General features: G+C 59.0%; 15 protein-coding genes. 14 read left to right on the top strand and 1 reads right to left on the bottom strand.

The window, feature by feature from the left end; genetic code table 11:
- Window positions 1-41: 41 nt before the first annotated feature.
- From PKO02S_RS01520 to PKO02S_RS01500, 5 genes are read left to right on the top strand one after another with little or no spacing between them, the layout of a single operon-like run.
- Entirely contained in the window at window positions 42-2,234 is a 2,193-nt protein-coding gene (locus tag PKO02S_RS01520; protein ID WP_127579316.1) for a heterodisulfide reductase-related iron-sulfur binding cluster, read from the top strand.
- A complete protein-coding gene (locus PKO02S_RS01515) occupies window positions 2,231-4,666 on the top strand; it encodes a 3-hydroxyacyl-CoA dehydrogenase/enoyl-CoA hydratase family protein (RefSeq protein ID WP_127579314.1) in 2,436 nt (811 codons plus the stop codon). Before PKO02S_RS01520 ends, PKO02S_RS01515 begins: the two co-directional genes overlap by 4 nt.
- 13 nt (window positions 4,667-4,679) lie before the next feature.
- Complete coding sequence (locus PKO02S_RS01510) at window positions 4,680-5,915, top strand: acetyl-CoA C-acyltransferase (protein ID WP_127579312.1); 1,236 nt, start codon at window positions 4,680-4,682, stop codon at window positions 5,913-5,915.
- Between the two features lie 21 nt (window positions 5,916-5,936).
- The gene (locus PKO02S_RS01505; RefSeq protein ID WP_127579310.1) at window positions 5,937-7,712 is read left to right on the top strand and encodes an acyl-CoA dehydrogenase FadE; all 1,776 of its coding nucleotides are present in this window, start codon (window positions 5,937-5,939) and stop codon (window positions 7,710-7,712) included.
- Window positions 7,709-8,125, top strand: coding sequence for a PaaI family thioesterase (locus PKO02S_RS01500; RefSeq protein ID WP_127579308.1), 417 nt, complete (start codon window positions 7,709-7,711; stop codon window positions 8,123-8,125). The genes PKO02S_RS01505 and PKO02S_RS01500 overlap by 4 nt, the downstream gene beginning before the upstream one ends.
- Before the next feature lie 24 nt (window positions 8,126-8,149).
- Here PKO02S_RS01500 and PKO02S_RS01495 read toward each other — a convergent pair whose 3' ends face one another.
- On the bottom strand, window positions 8,150-8,353 hold the full coding sequence (locus tag PKO02S_RS01495; protein ID WP_127579306.1) for a YwbE family protein: 204 nt from the start codon (window positions 8,351-8,353) through the stop codon (window positions 8,150-8,152).
- A gap of 194 nt (window positions 8,354-8,547) precedes the next feature.
- Between PKO02S_RS01495 and yhfH the strand changes: the two genes are divergently transcribed.
- The 9 genes from yhfH (at window position 8,548) to PKO02S_RS01450 (ending at window position 17,649) form a co-directional block, all read left to right on the top strand.
- Window positions 8,548-8,712: a protein YhfH gene (gene yhfH, locus PKO02S_RS01490; protein WP_127579304.1), complete on the top strand. Its 165-nt coding sequence runs from the start codon at window positions 8,548-8,550 to the stop codon at window positions 8,710-8,712.
- Window positions 8,713-9,159: 447 nt separating this feature from the next.
- Window positions 9,160-10,119, top strand: a complete 960-nt coding sequence (locus PKO02S_RS01485) for an ABC transporter permease (RefSeq protein WP_246066785.1) — start codon at window positions 9,160-9,162, stop codon at window positions 10,117-10,119.
- Between the two features lie 15 nt (window positions 10,120-10,134).
- Window positions 10,135-11,022, top strand: coding sequence for a carbohydrate ABC transporter permease (locus PKO02S_RS01480; protein ID WP_127579302.1), 888 nt, complete (start codon window positions 10,135-10,137; stop codon window positions 11,020-11,022).
- Window positions 11,023-11,216: 194 nt separating this feature from the next.
- Window positions 11,217-12,317 (top strand): alanine racemase, encoded by a 1,101-nt coding sequence (locus PKO02S_RS01475; protein WP_127579300.1) that lies wholly within the window; start codon window positions 11,217-11,219, stop codon window positions 12,315-12,317.
- 45 nt (window positions 12,318-12,362) lie between these two features.
- Window positions 12,363-12,755 carry a RidA family protein gene (locus PKO02S_RS01470; protein WP_127579298.1) on the top strand — a complete coding sequence of 131 codons (393 nt, stop codon included), beginning with the start codon at window positions 12,363-12,365 and terminating at the stop codon, window positions 12,753-12,755.
- A 25-nt stretch (window positions 12,756-12,780) separates the two neighbouring features.
- Complete coding sequence (locus tag PKO02S_RS01465) at window positions 12,781-14,103, top strand: M20 family metallopeptidase (protein ID WP_127579295.1); 1,323 nt, start codon at window positions 12,781-12,783, stop codon at window positions 14,101-14,103.
- Window positions 14,100-15,578 carry a M81 family metallopeptidase gene (locus PKO02S_RS01460; RefSeq protein WP_127579293.1) on the top strand — a complete coding sequence of 493 codons (1,479 nt, stop codon included), beginning with the start codon at window positions 14,100-14,102 and terminating at the stop codon, window positions 15,576-15,578. Before PKO02S_RS01465 ends, PKO02S_RS01460 begins: the two co-directional genes overlap by 4 nt.
- Window positions 15,575-16,897 (top strand): aspartate aminotransferase family protein, encoded by a 1,323-nt coding sequence (locus PKO02S_RS01455; RefSeq protein WP_127579291.1) that lies wholly within the window; start codon window positions 15,575-15,577, stop codon window positions 16,895-16,897. Before PKO02S_RS01460 ends, PKO02S_RS01455 begins: the two co-directional genes overlap by 4 nt.
- Window positions 16,894-17,649 carry an SDR family NAD(P)-dependent oxidoreductase gene (locus PKO02S_RS01450; protein ID WP_127579289.1) on the top strand — a complete coding sequence of 252 codons (756 nt, stop codon included), beginning with the start codon at window positions 16,894-16,896 and terminating at the stop codon, window positions 17,647-17,649. Before PKO02S_RS01455 ends, PKO02S_RS01450 begins: the two co-directional genes overlap by 4 nt.
- Window positions 17,650-17,667: the final 18 nt, after the last annotated feature.

The following is a 17,667-nucleotide window of genomic DNA, read 5'->3' as shown; positions in this document are numbered from 1 at the left end:
GGCTCGAGTCGGAGAGAACCGGGAGGAGGGGAAGCGCAGGCATGCTGTGGAAAGGGCTGAACGCGGTGCTTGCGGGCGCGGTAGCGGGAGCGGGGTTCGTTCTGTTCGTCAAGGCGGCGTATCATCGCATGTTGTATATGAAGCTGGGGCGAGAGTCCTCGGGAGGGAGGACGAATTCGGCTCCGCTTGGTCCCGACGGAAAAAGCCCGGAATCCGGAGAAACGAGCGGTGGAGGCGTCCGCGACTGGCTGAGGCAAGTGCTGGGGCATCGCAAGCTGCTTCACGATTGGCGGAGCGGGCTGATGCATCTGCTGCTGTTTTACGGCTTTCTGGCACTCCAGCTTGGGGCGGTTGATATGATTTGGAAAGGGCTTACAGGTCACGCGCTGCCATTTCCGGCGTACGAGTGGTTTCTGTTCAGCCAGGAGCTGACGGTTGTGATTGTGCTGCTGTCGGTGATTTACGCAGGGTACCGCAGGTATGTCGAGCAATTGAAACGGTTGAAACGTGGCTGGAAGCCATCGCTGGTGCTGCTCTTCATCGGCGGTTTGATGATAGCCATCCTGTTCACGCTCGCGTTCGACAGGCTGCTGGAGCAGCAATCGAGCTATACATGGAAAGCGCCGATCGCTTCCGCAATCGCGTATGGGCTGGCCGCTTGGCCGAAATGGGTGGTTTCATCGGCTTATTACACTTTTTGGTGGCTGCATCTGATCATCTTGTTGAGTTTCCTTGTTTATATCCCGCAATCCAAACATTTTCACCTAATCACCGCTCCGGTCAATCTATGGTGGAAAAGGAACGACAAACGGGGAAAGCTGGAGGCGCTCGACCTGGAAGCGGAGGACGTTGACACGTTCGGAGTCGGTCGGGTCGAAGATTTTACTCGCAAGCAGCTGCTTGATCTGTACGCCTGTGTCGAATGCGGCCGCTGTACGAATGTGTGCCCCGCCGCCTCCACCGGCAAGCTGCTGTCCCCCATGCATCTGATCGTTAAGCTTCGCGACCATCTGACGGAGAAAGGCGCTGCAATTACATCGCGTTCACCTTGGATGCCGGCTCTCGCCTTCGGCAATGGAGTGAGCGGCAGCCACCGGTTTCACACAGAGGATACGGCTATGGATAAGGGTGATGGTACAGCATTAGACATTGCTCCGACGATGCTGCGTCAGAAGTTAGGCTGGCAACAGGCTGAGGGGGCTTCCGCCGCAGAAGCTGCTTTAGTAGGCGACGTAATGACAGAGGACGAAATATGGGCCTGCACCACATGCCGCAGCTGTGAGGAGCATTGCCCGGTCGGCAACAGCCACGTCGATAAGCTGGTGGACATGCGCCGCCACCTCGTCTTGATGGAGGGAAGCCTGCCGACGGACGGCCAGCGCGCCATGACGAACATCGAACGGCAAGGGAATCCATGGGGGCTGAACCGTAACGACCGGGCCAAATGGCTGGAGGCGGAGCGGCTGCCGACGGTGAAGCAAAATCCGAGCTTCGACTATTTGCTGTTCGTGGGTTCGATGGGCGCATATGACCGCCGGACCCAGAAGGTGATGCGCGCGCTTGTCCGACTGCTGGCGGAAGCTGGGGTCAACGTCGCCGCACTGGGCAATGAAGAGCGCAACTCCGGCGATACGCCGCGCAGACTCGGCAACGAAATGCTGTTCCAGCAGCTGGCGGCGGACAATATCGCGACCTTCGAGAAATATGGCGTGCGCCGCATCGTGACTGCATGTCCGCATACGTACAATATTTTGAAAAACGAATATCCGGATTTCGGCTTGCAGGCCGAAGTGCTGCATCATACGGAGCTGCTCGCCGCGCTGCTGCGGGAAGGAAGGCTCAAGCCGACGTTTGCGGTCGAGGCGCGAGTGACCTATCACGATTCCTGCTACCTGGGGCGCTACAACGGCGCATTTGATCCGCCGAGGGAAATTCTGCGGGCAATCCCGGGTGTGGAAGCGGTGGAGATGGCCGCTTCACGGGAGCATGGGTTATGCTGCGGGGCGGGCGGCGGCCGTATGTGGATGGAGGACGACACCGGCACCCGCGTGAATGTGGCGCGCGTAAGCCAGGCGCTCGCCGTAAAGCCCGACGTGATCGGGAGCGCCTGTCCGTATTGCTTGACGATGATGGAAGACGGCACGAAGCAGCTGGAAGCCGAGGAACGGGTGAAAGCCCGCGACGTGGCCGAGCTGCTGGCGGAATCGGTATTCGGAGGGGAGGCGATTCGATGAGAACGATCAACAAAGCGGCGGTGATCGGCTCGGGCGTGATGGGGTCCGGCATCGCCGCGCATTTGGCCAATGCCGGCTTGACCTGCCTGCTGCTGGACTTGCCGCCGGGCGTGCTGACGCCGCAGGAGACGGCCGCCGGGTACAGCCTGAGCCATCCGGCTGTCCGCAACCGGCTGGCGACGGATGCGATTGCGAAACTCAAGAAGACGAATCCGGCGCCGCTCTACGACGAGCGCTTTGCGGAGCGGATCCGTCCCGGCAATTTGGAGGATGACCTGCCGCAGCTGGCGGATGTCGACTGGATCATAGAGGTCGTGACGGAGCGGCTGGATGTGAAACGAAGCGTCATGGCGTTCATCGAACAAGTGTGGAAGCCCGGAATCATCGTGTCGTCGAATACTTCGGGCATCTCCATCGAAGCGATTGCCGCCCCCTGCGGGGAGGAGCTTCGCCAGCATTTTATGGGAACCCATTTCTTCAATCCGCCCCGTTATATGCCGCTCGTCGAAGTGATTCCGGGGCCGGATACGTCGCCCGGACTTGTGGGCGGGATGAAGAGGTTTATCGAAAAAGTGCTGGGCAAAGGCGTCGTTGTCGCCAAGGACACGCCGAACTTCATCGCCAACCGGATCGGGACGTACGGTTTGCTCGTGACGCTGGACGAGATGCTGCAAGGCGGTTATTCGGTCGAGGAAGTGGATGCCGTGACCGGACCGGCGCTCGGTCGCCCGAAAAGCGCCACGTTCCGCACATTGGATCTGGTCGGTCTGGATACATTCCTTCATGTCGCGGATAATGTGTTCCAACGATCGGATTCGATCGCGGAGAAAGCGGTGTTCCAGACGCCTCCTCTGCTCGAAGCGCTGGTGAAGCGAGGCTGGATCGGCGAGAAAGCGGGGCAAGGCTTTTACAAGAAAACGACAGGTCCGTCAGGGCGCGTAATTGTTTCGTTAAATCCGGAGACGCTTGAATACCGACCTGGGCCGGCCGGGAAGATAAGCTCGCCCGCGATGGAAGAGGCCAAAGCGGCGAAGGGAGCGGCGGCGAAAACAAGAGCGTTGATCCATGGCGACGCCGACGACCGTTATGCACAGCTTGCTTGGAATATCATGAAGCGCGTCTGGCTTTATGCGGCGGAACGGCTAGGTGAAATCGCCGACTCGATTCCGGATATCGATCAGGCAATGAAGAGGGGCTTCAACTGGGAGCTGGGGCCGTTCGAGGCGTGGGACGCCGCTGGGTTGCTCGAGACGGTCGCCCGGATGGAGCAGGAAGGACTCGTACTCCCCGATTGGCTGCACAGCTGGCTGAAAGTAGGGCGAACGTCGTTCTATGACGAGACTCGCGACGGCAGGCGGTGGGTGGCGGCTGCGACAAGCGCCGGACCCGTTTACCGGGAGCTGAAGGACAATCCGGAGTTTTTGTCGCTTCACCGGATCAAAGAGCGGGGCGGCGTCATCACAGGTAACGCGGGCGCCAGTCTGATCGATCTGGGCGACGGCATCGCCTGCCTGGAGTTCCACTCCAAGAGCAATGCGATCGGAGCGGACATTCTCGCGATGATCAGCCGCAGCGTCGACGTGGTGAAGGCGAACTATAACGCGCTGGTCATCGCGAACGAGGGCCGCAACTTCTGCGTAGGCGCAAATCTCATGCTGCTGCTGATGGAGGCGCAGGACGAGGCTTGGGACGAAGTCGATCGCATCATCCGGACGTTCCAGGATTCGATGATGAGGCTGAAAGGGCTCGGCAAGCCGGTCGTCGCCGCGCCTCACCGAATGACGCTGGGCGGCGGGGTAGAGGCCTGTATGCCTGCCGACCGAGTAGTCGCCGCAGCGGAGACGTACTACGGCCTCGTAGAGGCTGGGGTTGGCCTCATTCCGGCCGGCGGCGGCTGCAAGGAGCTGGCGCTGCGGATCAGCGAGGCGTGGCACGTCTGGAACGCCCCGGAGCTTGATGTGCAGCCGCTCCTGAACAAGGCGTTCGAGACGGTCGGGATGGCCAAGGTATCGGGCAGCGCGCATGAAGCCGCCCGCCTCGGCCTGCTGAGGCCGACGGACCGGATCGTCCTGCAGCCGGAGCGGCTGTTGTACGAGGCGAAGCGCTCGGCGCTCGCGTTGGCCGCGGAAGGCGCTCGCAAGACGCCGCCTGCGGCGAACCGCATCCGCGTGGCGGGCGCGCCGGGCAAGGCGGTGCTCGAGCTCGGCGCCTACACGCTGCGGCAAGGTCGCTATATCAGCGACCACGATTACAAGATCGCCCGCAAGCTTGCGCATGTGCTAGCCGGCGGCGACTTGCCAGCGGGTACGCTCGTCAGCGAGCAGCATATGCTCGATCTCGAGCGCGAAGCGTTCCTGAGCCTGTGCGGCGAGCCGAAGACCCAGCAGCGCATGCAGCATATGCTGTCCACCGGCAAGCCGCTGCGCAACTAACGAAAGGAGGCGAATGCCATTGCCAGGCGCTAAACATGGAACATCGGCGGCGAATCCGCGCGATGCGGTGATCGTCGCGGTCGCCCGCACCGCAGTCGGCCGCGGCAAACGGGGCTCGCTTGCGGAGACGCGGGCCGAGGATCTCGGCCGCGCGGTGCTGCAAGCGGTCGTCGAACGCACGCCCGGCTTCACGGCCGACGCGGTCGAGGACATCGTCATCGGCTGTGCGATGCCGGAGGGCGAGCAGGGCTTGAACTTCGCCCGCATCATGGCGCTGTACGCCGGATTTCCCGTCACCGTACCCGCGATCACGGTGAACCGCTTCTGCTCGTCCGGCCTGCAGGCGATCGCTTATGCCGCCGACCGCATCCGGCTGGGCGAGGCGGCGGCGGTGATCGCCGGCGGAGTAGAGAGCATGAGCCATGTGCCGATGAGCGGCTTCAAGCTGTCGCCGCATCCCGGCATTCTCGAGAAGCAGCCGGAAATCTACATCGGCATGGGCCATACCGCAGAGAACGTCGCCCGCCAATACGGCATCAGCCGGGAGGACCAGGACCGGTTCGCGCTGTCGTCGCATCGCAAGGCCGCCGCAGCCGCAGCGGCGGGGAAGTTCGACGACGAGATCGTCCCGGTCGCGCTTCCGGTCCCTGCCTTTGCCGGCAAGCTGAGGGCACAGCCGCGCGTATTCGCCCGCGACGAATGCGTCCGCGAGGACACGTCGCTCGAGGCGCTGGCGAAGCTGCCGCCGTCGTTCGCGGCTGGCGGCACAGTCACGGCGGGCAACGCCTCGCCGGTCAGCGACGGCGCTGCGGCCGTACTGCTCATGAGCCGCGAGGAGGCGGACCGGCGCGGCCTCGAGCCGCTCGCCGCCTTCCGCTCCTTCGCCTTGGCCGGCGTCCCGCCCGAAGTGATGGGCATCGGCCCGGTTGAGGCGATCCCGAAGGCGCTGCGGCTGGCCGGCATCACTCAAGACGATGTCTCGCTGTTCGAGATCAACGAGGCATTCGCCTCGCAATGTCTTGCTATCATCCGCGAGCTGGCGATCCCGGAAGAGCGCGTCAACGTGAATGGCGGAGCGATTGCCCTCGGCCATCCGCTAGGCTGTACCGGCACGAAGCTGAGCGTCTCGCTTGTGCAAGAGCTGCGGCGACGGGGCGGCGGCTATGGCGTCGTGACGATGTGCATCGGCGGCGGCATGGGAGCGGCGGGGGTGTTCGAGGTTTACGGCGGCGGCGAGCCGGGCAACTAACAGAGGAGGCGAACGCGAACGATGGCAACTCGAATTGCAGGAGGCAGCTTCGTGCTGGCGCAGCCGGCGGCGCCGGCGATCATGACGCCGGAGGATTTGACCGAGGAGCAGCGAATGATCGGGGACACGACGGCGGAGTTCGTGGACGGTTCCGTCCTGCCGCACGACGAGGAGCTGGAGAAGCTGAACTACGAGCTGACCGTCAAGCTGATGCGGCAAGCCGGGGAGCTTGGCCTGCTCGGCGTGGATGTGCCGGAAGCCTATGGCGGCCTCGGCCTCGACAAGGTCAGCTCGACGGTCATCAGCGAGAAGCTGGCGAAGGCTTCTTCCTTCGCGCTCTCCGTCGGCGCGCATGTCGGCATCGGCACGCTGCCGATCGTCTTCTTCGGCTCGCGCGCGCAGAAGGAGAAGTACTTGCCGGAGCTCGCCACCGGCGAGAAAATCGCCGCCTATTGCCTGACGGAGCCGTCTTCCGGCTCCGACGCGCTAGGCGCCAGGACGGCGGCGAAGCTCACGGCCGACGGCTCGCACTACGTGCTGAACGGCGCCAAGCAGTACATCACGAACGCCGGCTTCGCCGACATCTTCATCGTCTATGCGAAGATCGACGGGCAGCAGTTCAGCGCCTTCATCGTGGAGCGTACGATGAAGGGGGTCAGCTTCGGGCCGGAAGAGAAGAAGATGGGCATCAAGGGCTCCTCGACCCGCCCGGTCATCCTCGACAATGTCCATGTACCGGTCGGGAACTTGCTAGGCGAGCCGGGCAAAGGCCATATTATCGCTTTCAACATCCTGAATATCGGCCGTTTCAAGCTGGGGGCGGGCTGTCTGGGAGGCGCGAAAGAATCGATTGGGCTAGCAACTGCATATGCCAACCAGCGAACCCAATTCGGCCAGCCGATCTCTTCGTTCCCGCTCATCGGCCAGAAGCTCGCCGATATGAATATCGTCACGTATGTGCTGGAGAGTATGGTGTATCGGACGGCGGGACTGATCGACGCCGCGCTCCAGTCGCTCGACCCGACGGCAGACAATGCCGGAGAGGCGGCAGCGAGAGGTATCGCGGAATATGCGCTGGAGTGCTCAATCATCAAAGTATTCGGTACCGAAGCGCTCGATTTCACGGCGGACGAAGGCGTTCAGATTCACGGCGGCTACGGCTATATTCAGGAATATAAGATCGAACGCATTTACCGGGATTCGCGCATCAACCGCATTTTCGAAGGGACCAACGAAATCAATCGGCTGCTCATCCCGGGTACGCTGCTGAAAAAGGCGCTCAAGGGCGAGCTGCCCCTGATGGAACAGGTTGAAGCGCTGCAGCAGGAGCTGATCTCTTTCATGCCGCAGCAGGAATTCGAAGCTCCGCTCGACAAGGAAGCGTATTTGACTGAAAATGCGAAGAAGCTGTTCCTGATGGCGGGCGGAATCGCCGTGCAGAAGTACGGGACGAAGCTGGAGCGGGAGCAGGAGACGCTGGCGCTGCTGGCGGATACGATGATCCAGATTTATGCGATGGAGAGCGCGGTGCTGAGGACGAGGAAGCTTATGTCGACCCGAGGGGAAACGAAGGCGGCACTCCCCGTCACTATGACACAAGCGTTCGTACAAGATGCTTTCGCCCGAGTGGCGGAATGGACGGAAGCAGCCGTTGCTTCGATGCAATCGGGCGATATGCAGCGCATCCAGCTGTCGATCGTGAAGAAGCTGTCCCGCCGTACGCCGGACAACGGCATCGCGCTGCGCAGGACGATCGCCAAGCGGGTTATCTCGAACGAAGGGTACGTCATACTATGAGTACGCCTTTACAGCTGCCGGACGGATTTCTGGAGAAGCTGCTGGAATCGGCCAGCGGGACGTTCTGGGAGCTGCTCGGCTGCGAGCTGCATGAGGCAGGAGTCGGCTATGTGAAAGTGACGATGGAAGCGGAGAAGAGGCACTTGAATACGATCGGGATTTTGCACGGCGGCGTTCACGCGTCGCTGCTCGACAACGCGATGGGTCTGGCGGCTATGTTCGCCAGACCGGGCATTAAAATCGTCACGACGAATCTGAACATGCACTACCTCGTTCCTCTCGAGCTGGGTCTCGTCACCGTAACCGGCACGATCATCCACCAAAGCCGCAGCATCATTACGACGCAAGGAGAAATTCGCGATGCGGAAGGCCGGCTCGGATCGTGGGGGACCGGCTCCTATAAGGTGCAATAGTGAAGAAGCCCTTCGGTCAGCAAGTTACCGAGGGGCTTCGATAATTTCTTTGACCCGGCCGACTTGTCCGTCCGTCAATCGCACCTTAATGCCATGCGGATGAGTCGGCGATTTCGTCAGCAGTCGCTGAACGACGCCGCGGGTTAATTTACCGGTGCCCTGGTCTTGCTTCAAGACGATATTGACTTCCATCCCGGGTGTGATCCGGCTTCTAAGCTGTCCGTCCATACGGTAGATCGATCCCTTCTTTTCACCATTTTCACCATTGTGAGGAATGGGCATGCGATTGTCAAATAATCTGAAAATTGCGATAGCCAATTCGAAATGTGTGTTATATAATAAAAACACATCTCAAAATCTGTATTAGTACAAATTGCGAAGCGCCTGTTTAGCTGTTCATTCCGACCTGGAGGAGGTCCGCGATGTTAATCCCCGCCAAAGATTTTTTCGACAATTTACCTGTTAAGCAATGCGACAAGTGCGGCAATCCCTTGGAGGAGCAGAACGAGTGTTATGTCACGCAATGCCCGGATTGCCAGGATTCCAGCCTGTACAGTTCATTTCCAACCTCTCGCAGAGACGCTTGATCGACCCTGAGGAAGCCTGCCACCCGGCAGGTTTTCTTTTCTTTCTGCCCACGTTGTCCATCGCGATTTGTGTCGATTTTTATGATTGCGCGGAAATAGCAGCCTGTGATACGATTTGGTGAGAAATAATACATGTAACGATACAGGTATTGGAATTGGATATGTTCAACAAGAGCAGGGAAGGAGACCAAGTTAAGAACCAATTTTAGAGCTTTGCACAAAAAAACTATAAAAAAAGACTAATTAAAGACAGTTTCAGCACAGTTCTATTACTTGTATTACTTTATGTTTTTGAATTATGATAATTATTAGTGTTGCGCATGAAAACGCTTTACCTGTCTTTTGATTTACTGGTTCCTCCGACACGTTTCGCTGCCCGGAATGTACTCGTTACGGAACGCAAGCAAGACAGCCGAAATTTCATACGGAGGAGTGCTAACAGTGAGCATGCAACATACTGCGGCAGATACGATGACACCCCCAAAGACTCCCCAAAAAGAAGGAGTTTCGCTTTGGAAACAATTCATCCGTTATCGCTGGCTTTATTTGATGATGGTGCCTGGAGTTTTATATTACATTATTTTCCATTATGTCCCGATGGGCGGTCTCATGATCGCTTTCAAGAAGTACAACCTGGTTAAAGGAATCTGGGGAAGCGAATGGGTCGGGTTCGACAACTTCAAGGTCATGTTCGACTCGCCCGATTTTCTGAAATTGATTCGCAATACGCTCGTTATTAGTGTTTACCGGATTTTGTTCAATATGCTTCCAGACGTGTTGCTTGCCTTGATCCTGAACGAAATTCGCGTCAAATGGTTTAAACAAGCTGTACAAACAGTCACTTACGGTCCGTATTTCCTTTCCTGGATCATCGTTTACGGCTTGACGTTCTCGTTCCTTGCTCCGGATGCCGGTCTGATCTCCACTTGGTGGAGAGACCATACGGGAGAGACGCTCAATCTATTGACCGACAAGGATTGGTTCCGACCACTTATCATTTTGACGGATATTTGGAAAAATACGGGCTTCGGTGCCATCATCTACTTGGCTGCTCTCGCTACGATCAACACGGAATTGTACGAGGCGGCGGTCGTGGATGGCGCGGGACGTTGGAGGCAGATCTGGCACATTACGCTGCCGGGCATCCGCGAAGTATTCGTCCTGCTTCTCATTCTCCGAATCGGCCACATTCTGGACGCCGGGTTCGAGCAGATTTATATCTTCCTCAATGCGCGGGTGTACGATGTCGGGGATATCATCGACACATGGGTCTTCCGACGAGGTATCGAGCAGCTGGATTTCAGCGTCGCTGCGGCTGTCGGATTTTTCAAGTCGGTCATTGGCTTCGTTCTGGTCATCTCGGCAAACAAGATAGCCAAAAAACTCGGCGGCTCGGGAATCTGGTAGGGGAGGAGAGAAACTATGTCATTCTTATTGCAAAAAACGAAATCGGATCGCTTCGTCGACGTTATTCTGTACACATCAATGGTTCTGTTTGGACTGGCTACGTTGTTTCCTCTCTATTACGTTGTAGTCATGTCGATTACACCGATTACCGAGGTGCTGCGTAACGGCGGATTCGTGGTAATTCCTGAGAAAACCACGCTGGAAGCTTATAAATTCATCTTCTCAAGCAATCGCGTTCCGAACGCTTTGAAGATTACGATTATCGTAACATCGGTCGGTACGTTCCTGAACATCATGGTGACGATGCTGCTGGCGTATCCGCTGTCCAAGAAGTTTTTGCCGGGCCGCAACTATGTGCTGATGGGGATCGTATTCACGATGCTGTTCTCCGGCGGTCTGATCCCGCTGTACTTGGTCGTTCGCGCCACTCACATGCTGAATACGATCTGGGCGCTCATTATTCCGGGCCTGGTATCTTCGTTTAACATGCTGATTATGAAAACGTACTTCGAGAATTTGCCGGCTGAGATTGAGGAAGCGGCGAAGGTGGACGGCTGCAGCGACATGCAGACGCTGTTGCGGATCGTATTGCCGCTCTCGATGCCGATTATCGCAACGCTCGGTCTATTCTACGGTGTGGGTCACTGGAACGCATACTTCGCAGGGGTTATGTACTTGACGGACAAGGATATGATGCCGATTCAGGTCGTCTTGCGGAATATGATCATCTCGCCGAGCGTCAGCCAGGAGCTGAACGTCACGAGCCAGGATATGCAGCAGCTGCCGCCTGAGACAGTCAAGATGGCGACGGTCGTTGTAGCGATCATACCGATTCTGATCATCTATCCGTTTTTGCAGAAGTACTTTGTAAAAGGGATGCTGATCGGTTCGATCAAAGGGTAACAGGAACGGGGAGGGGCGCAGGCTCCTCCTTTCGTTTAAAAACAACGGAAAAGCATCCTTCGGGGTGTTTTTTCTGTTTGTGAAATGTTTTTCTTGATGGAAAATCGTTTCGATGTTACCATCAAGGGGAATCGAACGAGGAATGAAGCTCTAGCGCTTTCATTCTTACAGGCCAAGGAGGATGTGGAGAGAGCATGACGACGATTGAGCAGCTGGACACCCCATCGGTAATGATCGATCTGGATGTGCTGGATCGGAACTTGCGCAAGACGGCGGAGCTCGCTTCCAAGGCGGGTGTGAAGCTTCGTCCGCATACGAAGACGCATAAGAGCGTCTGGATCGCCAAGGAGCAAATTCGCTACGGCGCTTGCGGCATTACTGTCGCGAAGCTGGGCGAAGCGGAAGTGATGGCTGAGGGCGGCATCGAGGATATTCTGATCGCTTTTCCGATTGTAGGCGCAAGCAAGCTCGACCGGTTGGAGCGGCTGATGAGCCTGGCCCGCATTACGGTCAGCACCGACAATGTGGAAGTGGCGAAAGGGTTGTCGGATATGGGCGTGCGTGCCGGTTTTCGCGTGCCGTTATACGTGGACATTAATACGGGCTTAGGTCGCTGCGGGGGTGAGCCTGGGGCTGAGACGGTGGAGCTGGTCAAGCGGATGGCGGACCTGCCAGGGGTTCACATCCGAGGCATTATGACGCATGCCGGCCACGCCTATGGCAAAACCGGGCGTGATGATATTTTGGCGGTAGCGCGGAATGAGGCGGAAAGTCTGGTCCTTACCTCTGCAATGCTGGGCGATGCCGGTATTCCGATCGAGGAAGTGAGCGTCGGCTCGACCCCAACCTCGAAGTTTATCGGGGAGCTTGGCGTAGCAGGCGTTACCGAGATGCGGCCTGGCGCTTATGTTTTCGGCGATATTAGCCAATATGCGATCGGCTTGATCGAGGCGTCGGACTTCGCTATGAAGGTGAAAGCGACGGTCGTGAGCATGCCGCGGGCGGGCACGATTATCGTGGATGCAGGGTCGAAGACGATTACAACGGATGTCAATGCGCATCGCAAAGGCTACGGTATGGTGGTCGGGCACGAGTCGGCTATCGTCGAGCGATTGAGCGAAGAGCACGGCAACATTCTGGTGCCGGACAATGCCGAGTTCCGGATCGGCGACGCGGTTTACATCGTGCCTAACCATTGCTGTACCGTTACGAATTTGCATGATCGGCTGGTCGGTGTGCGAGACGGTATGGTGGAAAAGTGGATCCAAGTCGATGGCCGCGGGAAAGTGCAATAAAGACGATTTTCTAAAATCCATTATGAGAAAGGTTGTTGACCAACTATGTCTACTCCAATCCATGCGCCTAAAGCTCCACAGTTTCCGCTTCCATTCTCCCACGGCATTCGTGCCGGCGATTTCGTCTACGTGTCCGGTCAAGTCGGCGTCGATCCGGTTACCCGCGAAGTAGTAGGCGACACGGTTGAAGAGCAAACGATCCAATGCTTGCGCAACATCGAGACGATTTTGGCGGCGGACGGACTGACGCTGGAGCATGTTATTAAGGTAACGTCTTTTGTAACGAATTTGAGCGATTTCCCGGCCTACAACAAAGCTTACGAGCAAGTGTTTTCTGCGCCATACCCGACACGCTCGAGCGTACAAGTCGGCATCGGCAGCTATTTGATCGAGATCGAAGCGATTGCTTACGTGAAGAGCAAACGCGGCGAAGCGTAATAGACGGACGGAGGCGCAACCGACAATGAGTTCGTTAACGCAGCGCATACAGGACTGGACGGTTCGGCGCGAGGCTGCCGCTGTGGGATTGGCTCAGCAGCTGGTGCGCATTCCGAGCGAAAATCATCCGCCGTCAGGCGATGAGGCGGCCGTACAGGCGTACTATGCCGAATACATGGCAGGCATCGGGGCAGAGGTGCATGTCTATGAGCTGAGCGAAGTGGAAGGGCTGACCTCGCATGTCTCGTATATGGCCGGCCGGAATTATGAGGGGCGCCCCAACGTGTACGGCCGTTTCGCCGGCAAGGGCGGCGGGCGTTCGCTCGTGTTTTCCGGCCATGCCGATACGGTATACCGTGGGACGGAGCAGTGGACTTATGGTCCATTTTCCGGCGAGATTGTAGACGGCAAGCTGTATGGCCGCGGCTCGTATGACATGAAGGGCGGTATGGCGGCGGCGATTTGCGCCGTGCAATGTTTGCAGGAGCTTGGCGTGAAGCTGAAGGGCGATGTGTTCGTCGAAAGCGTGATCGACGAAGAGCATGGCGGCGCCAACGGGACGCTCGCCGGCCGGTTGTATGGTCCGCACGCCGATATGGCGATCATCCCGGAGCCGACGAATTTGCGCATCAATCCGGCGCATCTCGGCGGGGGGATCTGGAAGGCGGAATTCGCCGGCAAGAGCGGCATTTCGTTCAATGGCGAGGTGCTGGTGAGCGCACTGGAGGCGATGGTGCAATTCGCGGGTCTGTTGCGCCGATTCGAAGTTCGGTTGAACGAGCTGTATACGCCGCCGATATGGTGGAGCGCCGATCGCCGTCTGACGGTGGTTGCGCTGACAATGCTCTCCGGCGATACGACGCGCGAGTTCCAAGAGAAGGTGCCGGCCACGGCGGAGATGAACTTCTGGATCGAAGGGTATCCGGGCATGACGGGCAAGCAGATCATCGAAGAGCTGTGGAAGTTTTACGAAGAGCAGTTGGACGCTATCCCCGAGCTTAAAGTGTGCAGGCCGATCATCACGCCAAAAATCCGCTACTTGTTGGCCAGCGAGATGGGCGACAGCGAATCGGTCAAGCAGTTCCTCGATATCGTCGGACGTACCGGTCATGCGGCACTGGGGCGGGATCCAGGTCCGGCGGTTGGCACTCCGTTCGCCTGCGACGGCTTTATGTTCAACGTATATAGCTCTACGCCTGCGCTTGTGCTCGGTCCGGCCGGGGAAAATGCGCATGCCCCTGACGAATACATGAACTTGGCCAGCTACTCCGAGTTGATCCGCTGGTATGCGCATATTATCGCGGACTGGTGCGGCATGGCGGAGGATGCGGGAGGCGAAGCGCAATGAGCCTGACTTACAGGATCGCGGTCGCCGGCTGCGTCCACGAAACGAATACGTTCGCGCCGGGATTGACCGATTTGACCCACTTCGCGAATGACTGGTTTGAGGGCGAGGAGGCGTTTCTCGCCCGCTATACCGGCACCCGCACGTCGATGGGCGGGGTGATCGATGCATGCCGCGAGCGAGGCTTGTCGCTCTCGCCGGGGTTCTACACCCAAGCCGTGCCGAGCGGCATGGTGACCGATGAGGCGTTCGAGACGATCGCGAACGCCATCGCGGGTTCGATCGACCCGTCGGCGGACGGGGCTGTCATTATTCTGCACGGCGCGATGGTGAGCGTGTCCGAGCCCGATGCGGAAGGCGCCATCGTGCGCAGGGTGCGCGAGAGGGTCGGGCGCGAGCTGCCGATCGCCGTGACGCTCGACCTGCATGCGAATCCGACGCAGGCGATGGTGGACGATGCGGACCTGATCGTCGGCTATGACACGTACCCGCACGTCGATGTGTACGAGCGTGCGGTTGAGGCGGTAGGGCTGCTGCATCGTTTGGCAGCCGGCGAAGTGAAGCCGGTGCGCGTGCTGCGCCATACCGGATTGCTCGTGGCGCCGCAAGGCATGCTGACCGATGCAGGTCCGTTCAAGCGCGTTATGGACTTGGCGTTCGACTGGGAGAGGCAGCCCGGAATCTTGAACGTCACAGTCATCGGCGGTTTCCCGTACAGCGATGTGCCGGACGCCGGCATGTGCTTCATCGTGACCGCGGACGGCGACGCTGCGCTGGCCGAGCGGTGCGCGCATGAGCTGACCTCGTTCGCATGGTCGATCCGCGATGAATTCGCCGTGCGCCTCGTGACGCCGGCGGATGCCGTCGCGCTCGCGGAGCGGCAGCCGGCGGGGCCGGTCGTCCTCGTGGAGGGCTCCGACAACGTCGGAGGCGGCTCCCCGGCGGACGGCACCCACATGCTGCCGCACCTGCTGCGCGCGAGCAAGCCGAGCTTGCTCGTGCTGCGCGACGCCGAGGCGGCTCGACTCGCAGCGGAAGCCGGCATCGGCGGCGTGCTGCGCGCCTCGGTCGGCGGCAAGTCCGACGGCTGGCACGGCGAACCCGTGCCGATCGAAGGGCGTGTTCGCCTGCTGTTCGACGGCGACTACACCCATATCGGGCGCTACATGACGGGGGCGCGCGCCAGGATGGGGCTGACGGCCGTCGTGCAGGCCGGCCCGGTCACGATCGTGCTGACCTCGGGACGCGTCGCCCCTTGGGACCCGGGGCATGTGCTGTCCGTCGGCTTGCAGCCGACCGACTTCCACATGATCGTGGTCAAGTCCGCGCTCGCTTGGAAAACGGCCTTCGGCGACGTGGCGAAGCTCGCCATCGACGTTGATACGCCGGGGTGTTGCGGCGCGAACCTGCATCTGTTCCCCTACCGACAGTTGAAACGTCCTATTTATCCGCTCGATCCAGGAGGAAGCATGCGATGAGAACTTATTCGAAATCCAAAGAACGTCTCCAGCAAGCGAAGCAAGTATTGGCGGGCGGCGTCGCGAGCACGCTGCGCGGGTCAATGAAGCCTACCCCGCTATATGCCGAGTCGGCGTCCGGCGTAATCGTACGCGACGTGGACGGCAATGAATATATCGACTATTTGCTCGCTTACGGTCCGTCGATCTTGGGCCATGCGAATCCGGAGCTGACGGAGCGAATTCACGGCGCTTTGACGCGCGGCTACACGTACGGCTTGCAGCATGACGGCGAGATCGAGCTGGCAAGCAAGCTCGTTTCGATCCTGCCTTGCGCGGACAAGGTCGTGCTGAGCGGCTCCGGCACCGAAGCGGTCATGCTCGCTTTGAGGCTGTCGCGCGCCTATACCGGTAAACGCAAGGTTATCCGCTTCCACGGCCATTACCACGGCTGGTCGGACTCGATCTTCACCTCGTTCCCAAGCCCGGATATGATGCAGAAGGCGACCGAAGGCGGCGCGAACGCCGTGCCTCCCGGCACGAACGGCCAAAGCGAGAGCAGCCTCTCCGACATCATCCTGTTGCCTTGGAACGATTCCGACGTGCTGCAAGCGACATTGGAGCAGCACGGGCATGAAATCGCAGCGGTCATCTCCGAGCCGGTTATGTGCAACTCCGGCTGTATTATGCCGCGTGCCGGCTACTTGGAGCGGATGCGGGAGCTGACGGAGCAGCACAACGTCGTGCTCATTCTCGATGAAGTCATTACCGGCTTCCGTCTGGGCTTGTCCGGGGCTCACGGTCGATTCGGGATCAAGCCGGACCTCGTGACAGTAGGCAAGGCGCTCGGCGGCGGCATTGCGGTTAGCGGAGTAGCAGGCCGCAAGGAGCTGATGGCGCTGATCGACTCCGAGCAAGTGAGCCATCTCGGCACATTGAACGGCAATACGGTTTCGACGGCGGCGGCATTGGCCATTCTCGATATTATGGGCCGAGACAACGGCGCAGTGTACGGGCAAATGGAAGGGCTGGCGGTTACGCTGGTCGAAGGCATCCGCGCCGCATTCCGGAAGCATGGCATCCGCGGTGTAGTCAACCAAATCGGTCCTGTGTTCCATATGATGTTCATCGATCGCGACGAGGTGACCCACTTCGATGAGTTCCAGCAGCGCAACGCCGGACTGTACGCGAAGTTCGCAGAGCAGATGCTGGAGGAAGGCGTGCTCGTTCGCCCGAATGGACTATGGTATTTGTCCACCGTCCATGAACAGTCGCATATTGACGCTACGCTCGCGGCGATCGACAACGTGCTCTCACGCTTGAAGGAGGCCGTCCGATGAGACTCGCCGGTAAAGTAGCGCTCGTCACGGGAGGCTCGCTTGGCATAGGCCAAGCGGTCGCCCTGCTGTACGCCCGTGAAGGCGCCAAGGTGGCGATTTGCGGGCGTGGCCGGCAAGCGCTCGAAGAGACGGTCCGCCAGATCGCAGCCGAAGGCGGCACAGCCTCGGCGTTCGAGGCGAACGTCAGCGACAAGGCGCAAGTGGATCGGATGATCGCAGGCGTCCAGGAGCAATGGGGGACGATCGACATCCTCGTCAACAATGCCGGCATTTGCGATCCCGCACCGTTTCTTGCCATTACGGAAGAGCAATGGGACCGCCATATGGATATCAACGTGAAGGGCACGTTTCTGGTCAGCCAGGGCGTTGCCCGCTTTATGGTTGAGCGTGGGGTTAGAGGGTCCATTATTCATATGTCCAGCGTTAATGGGCTTGCCGCCGAAGCGGATCAAGTTCACTATAATGCGACAAAAAGTGCTATGATAAATATGGGCATGTCGATGGCTCTGGAACTGGCGCCGCTCGGCATTCGCGTCAATTCGCTTTGCCCGGGCTTTATCGAGACCCGCCTCACGAAACCGGCGATTGATGGACCGCATATCGGTTCGATTCTAAGCTCGATTCCGATGGCGCGTGTAGGCCAACCGGATGAGATCGCCTCCGGCGCTGTTTTCCTGGCGTCCGACGAATCTCGGTATATGACCGGCCAGACGCTCGTGATCGACGGCGGTCAATTGATCAAGCTGGCTTAGCTGCTTCTTATTGAGGCG

It is taken from the genome of Paenibacillus koleovorans NBRC 103111 (genome assembly GCF_004000845.1).
Lineage (GTDB): Bacteria > Bacillota > Bacilli > Paenibacillales > NBRC-103111 > Paenibacillus_AA > Paenibacillus_AA koleovorans.
This window is presented reverse-complemented; position numbering and strand designations above follow the sequence as displayed.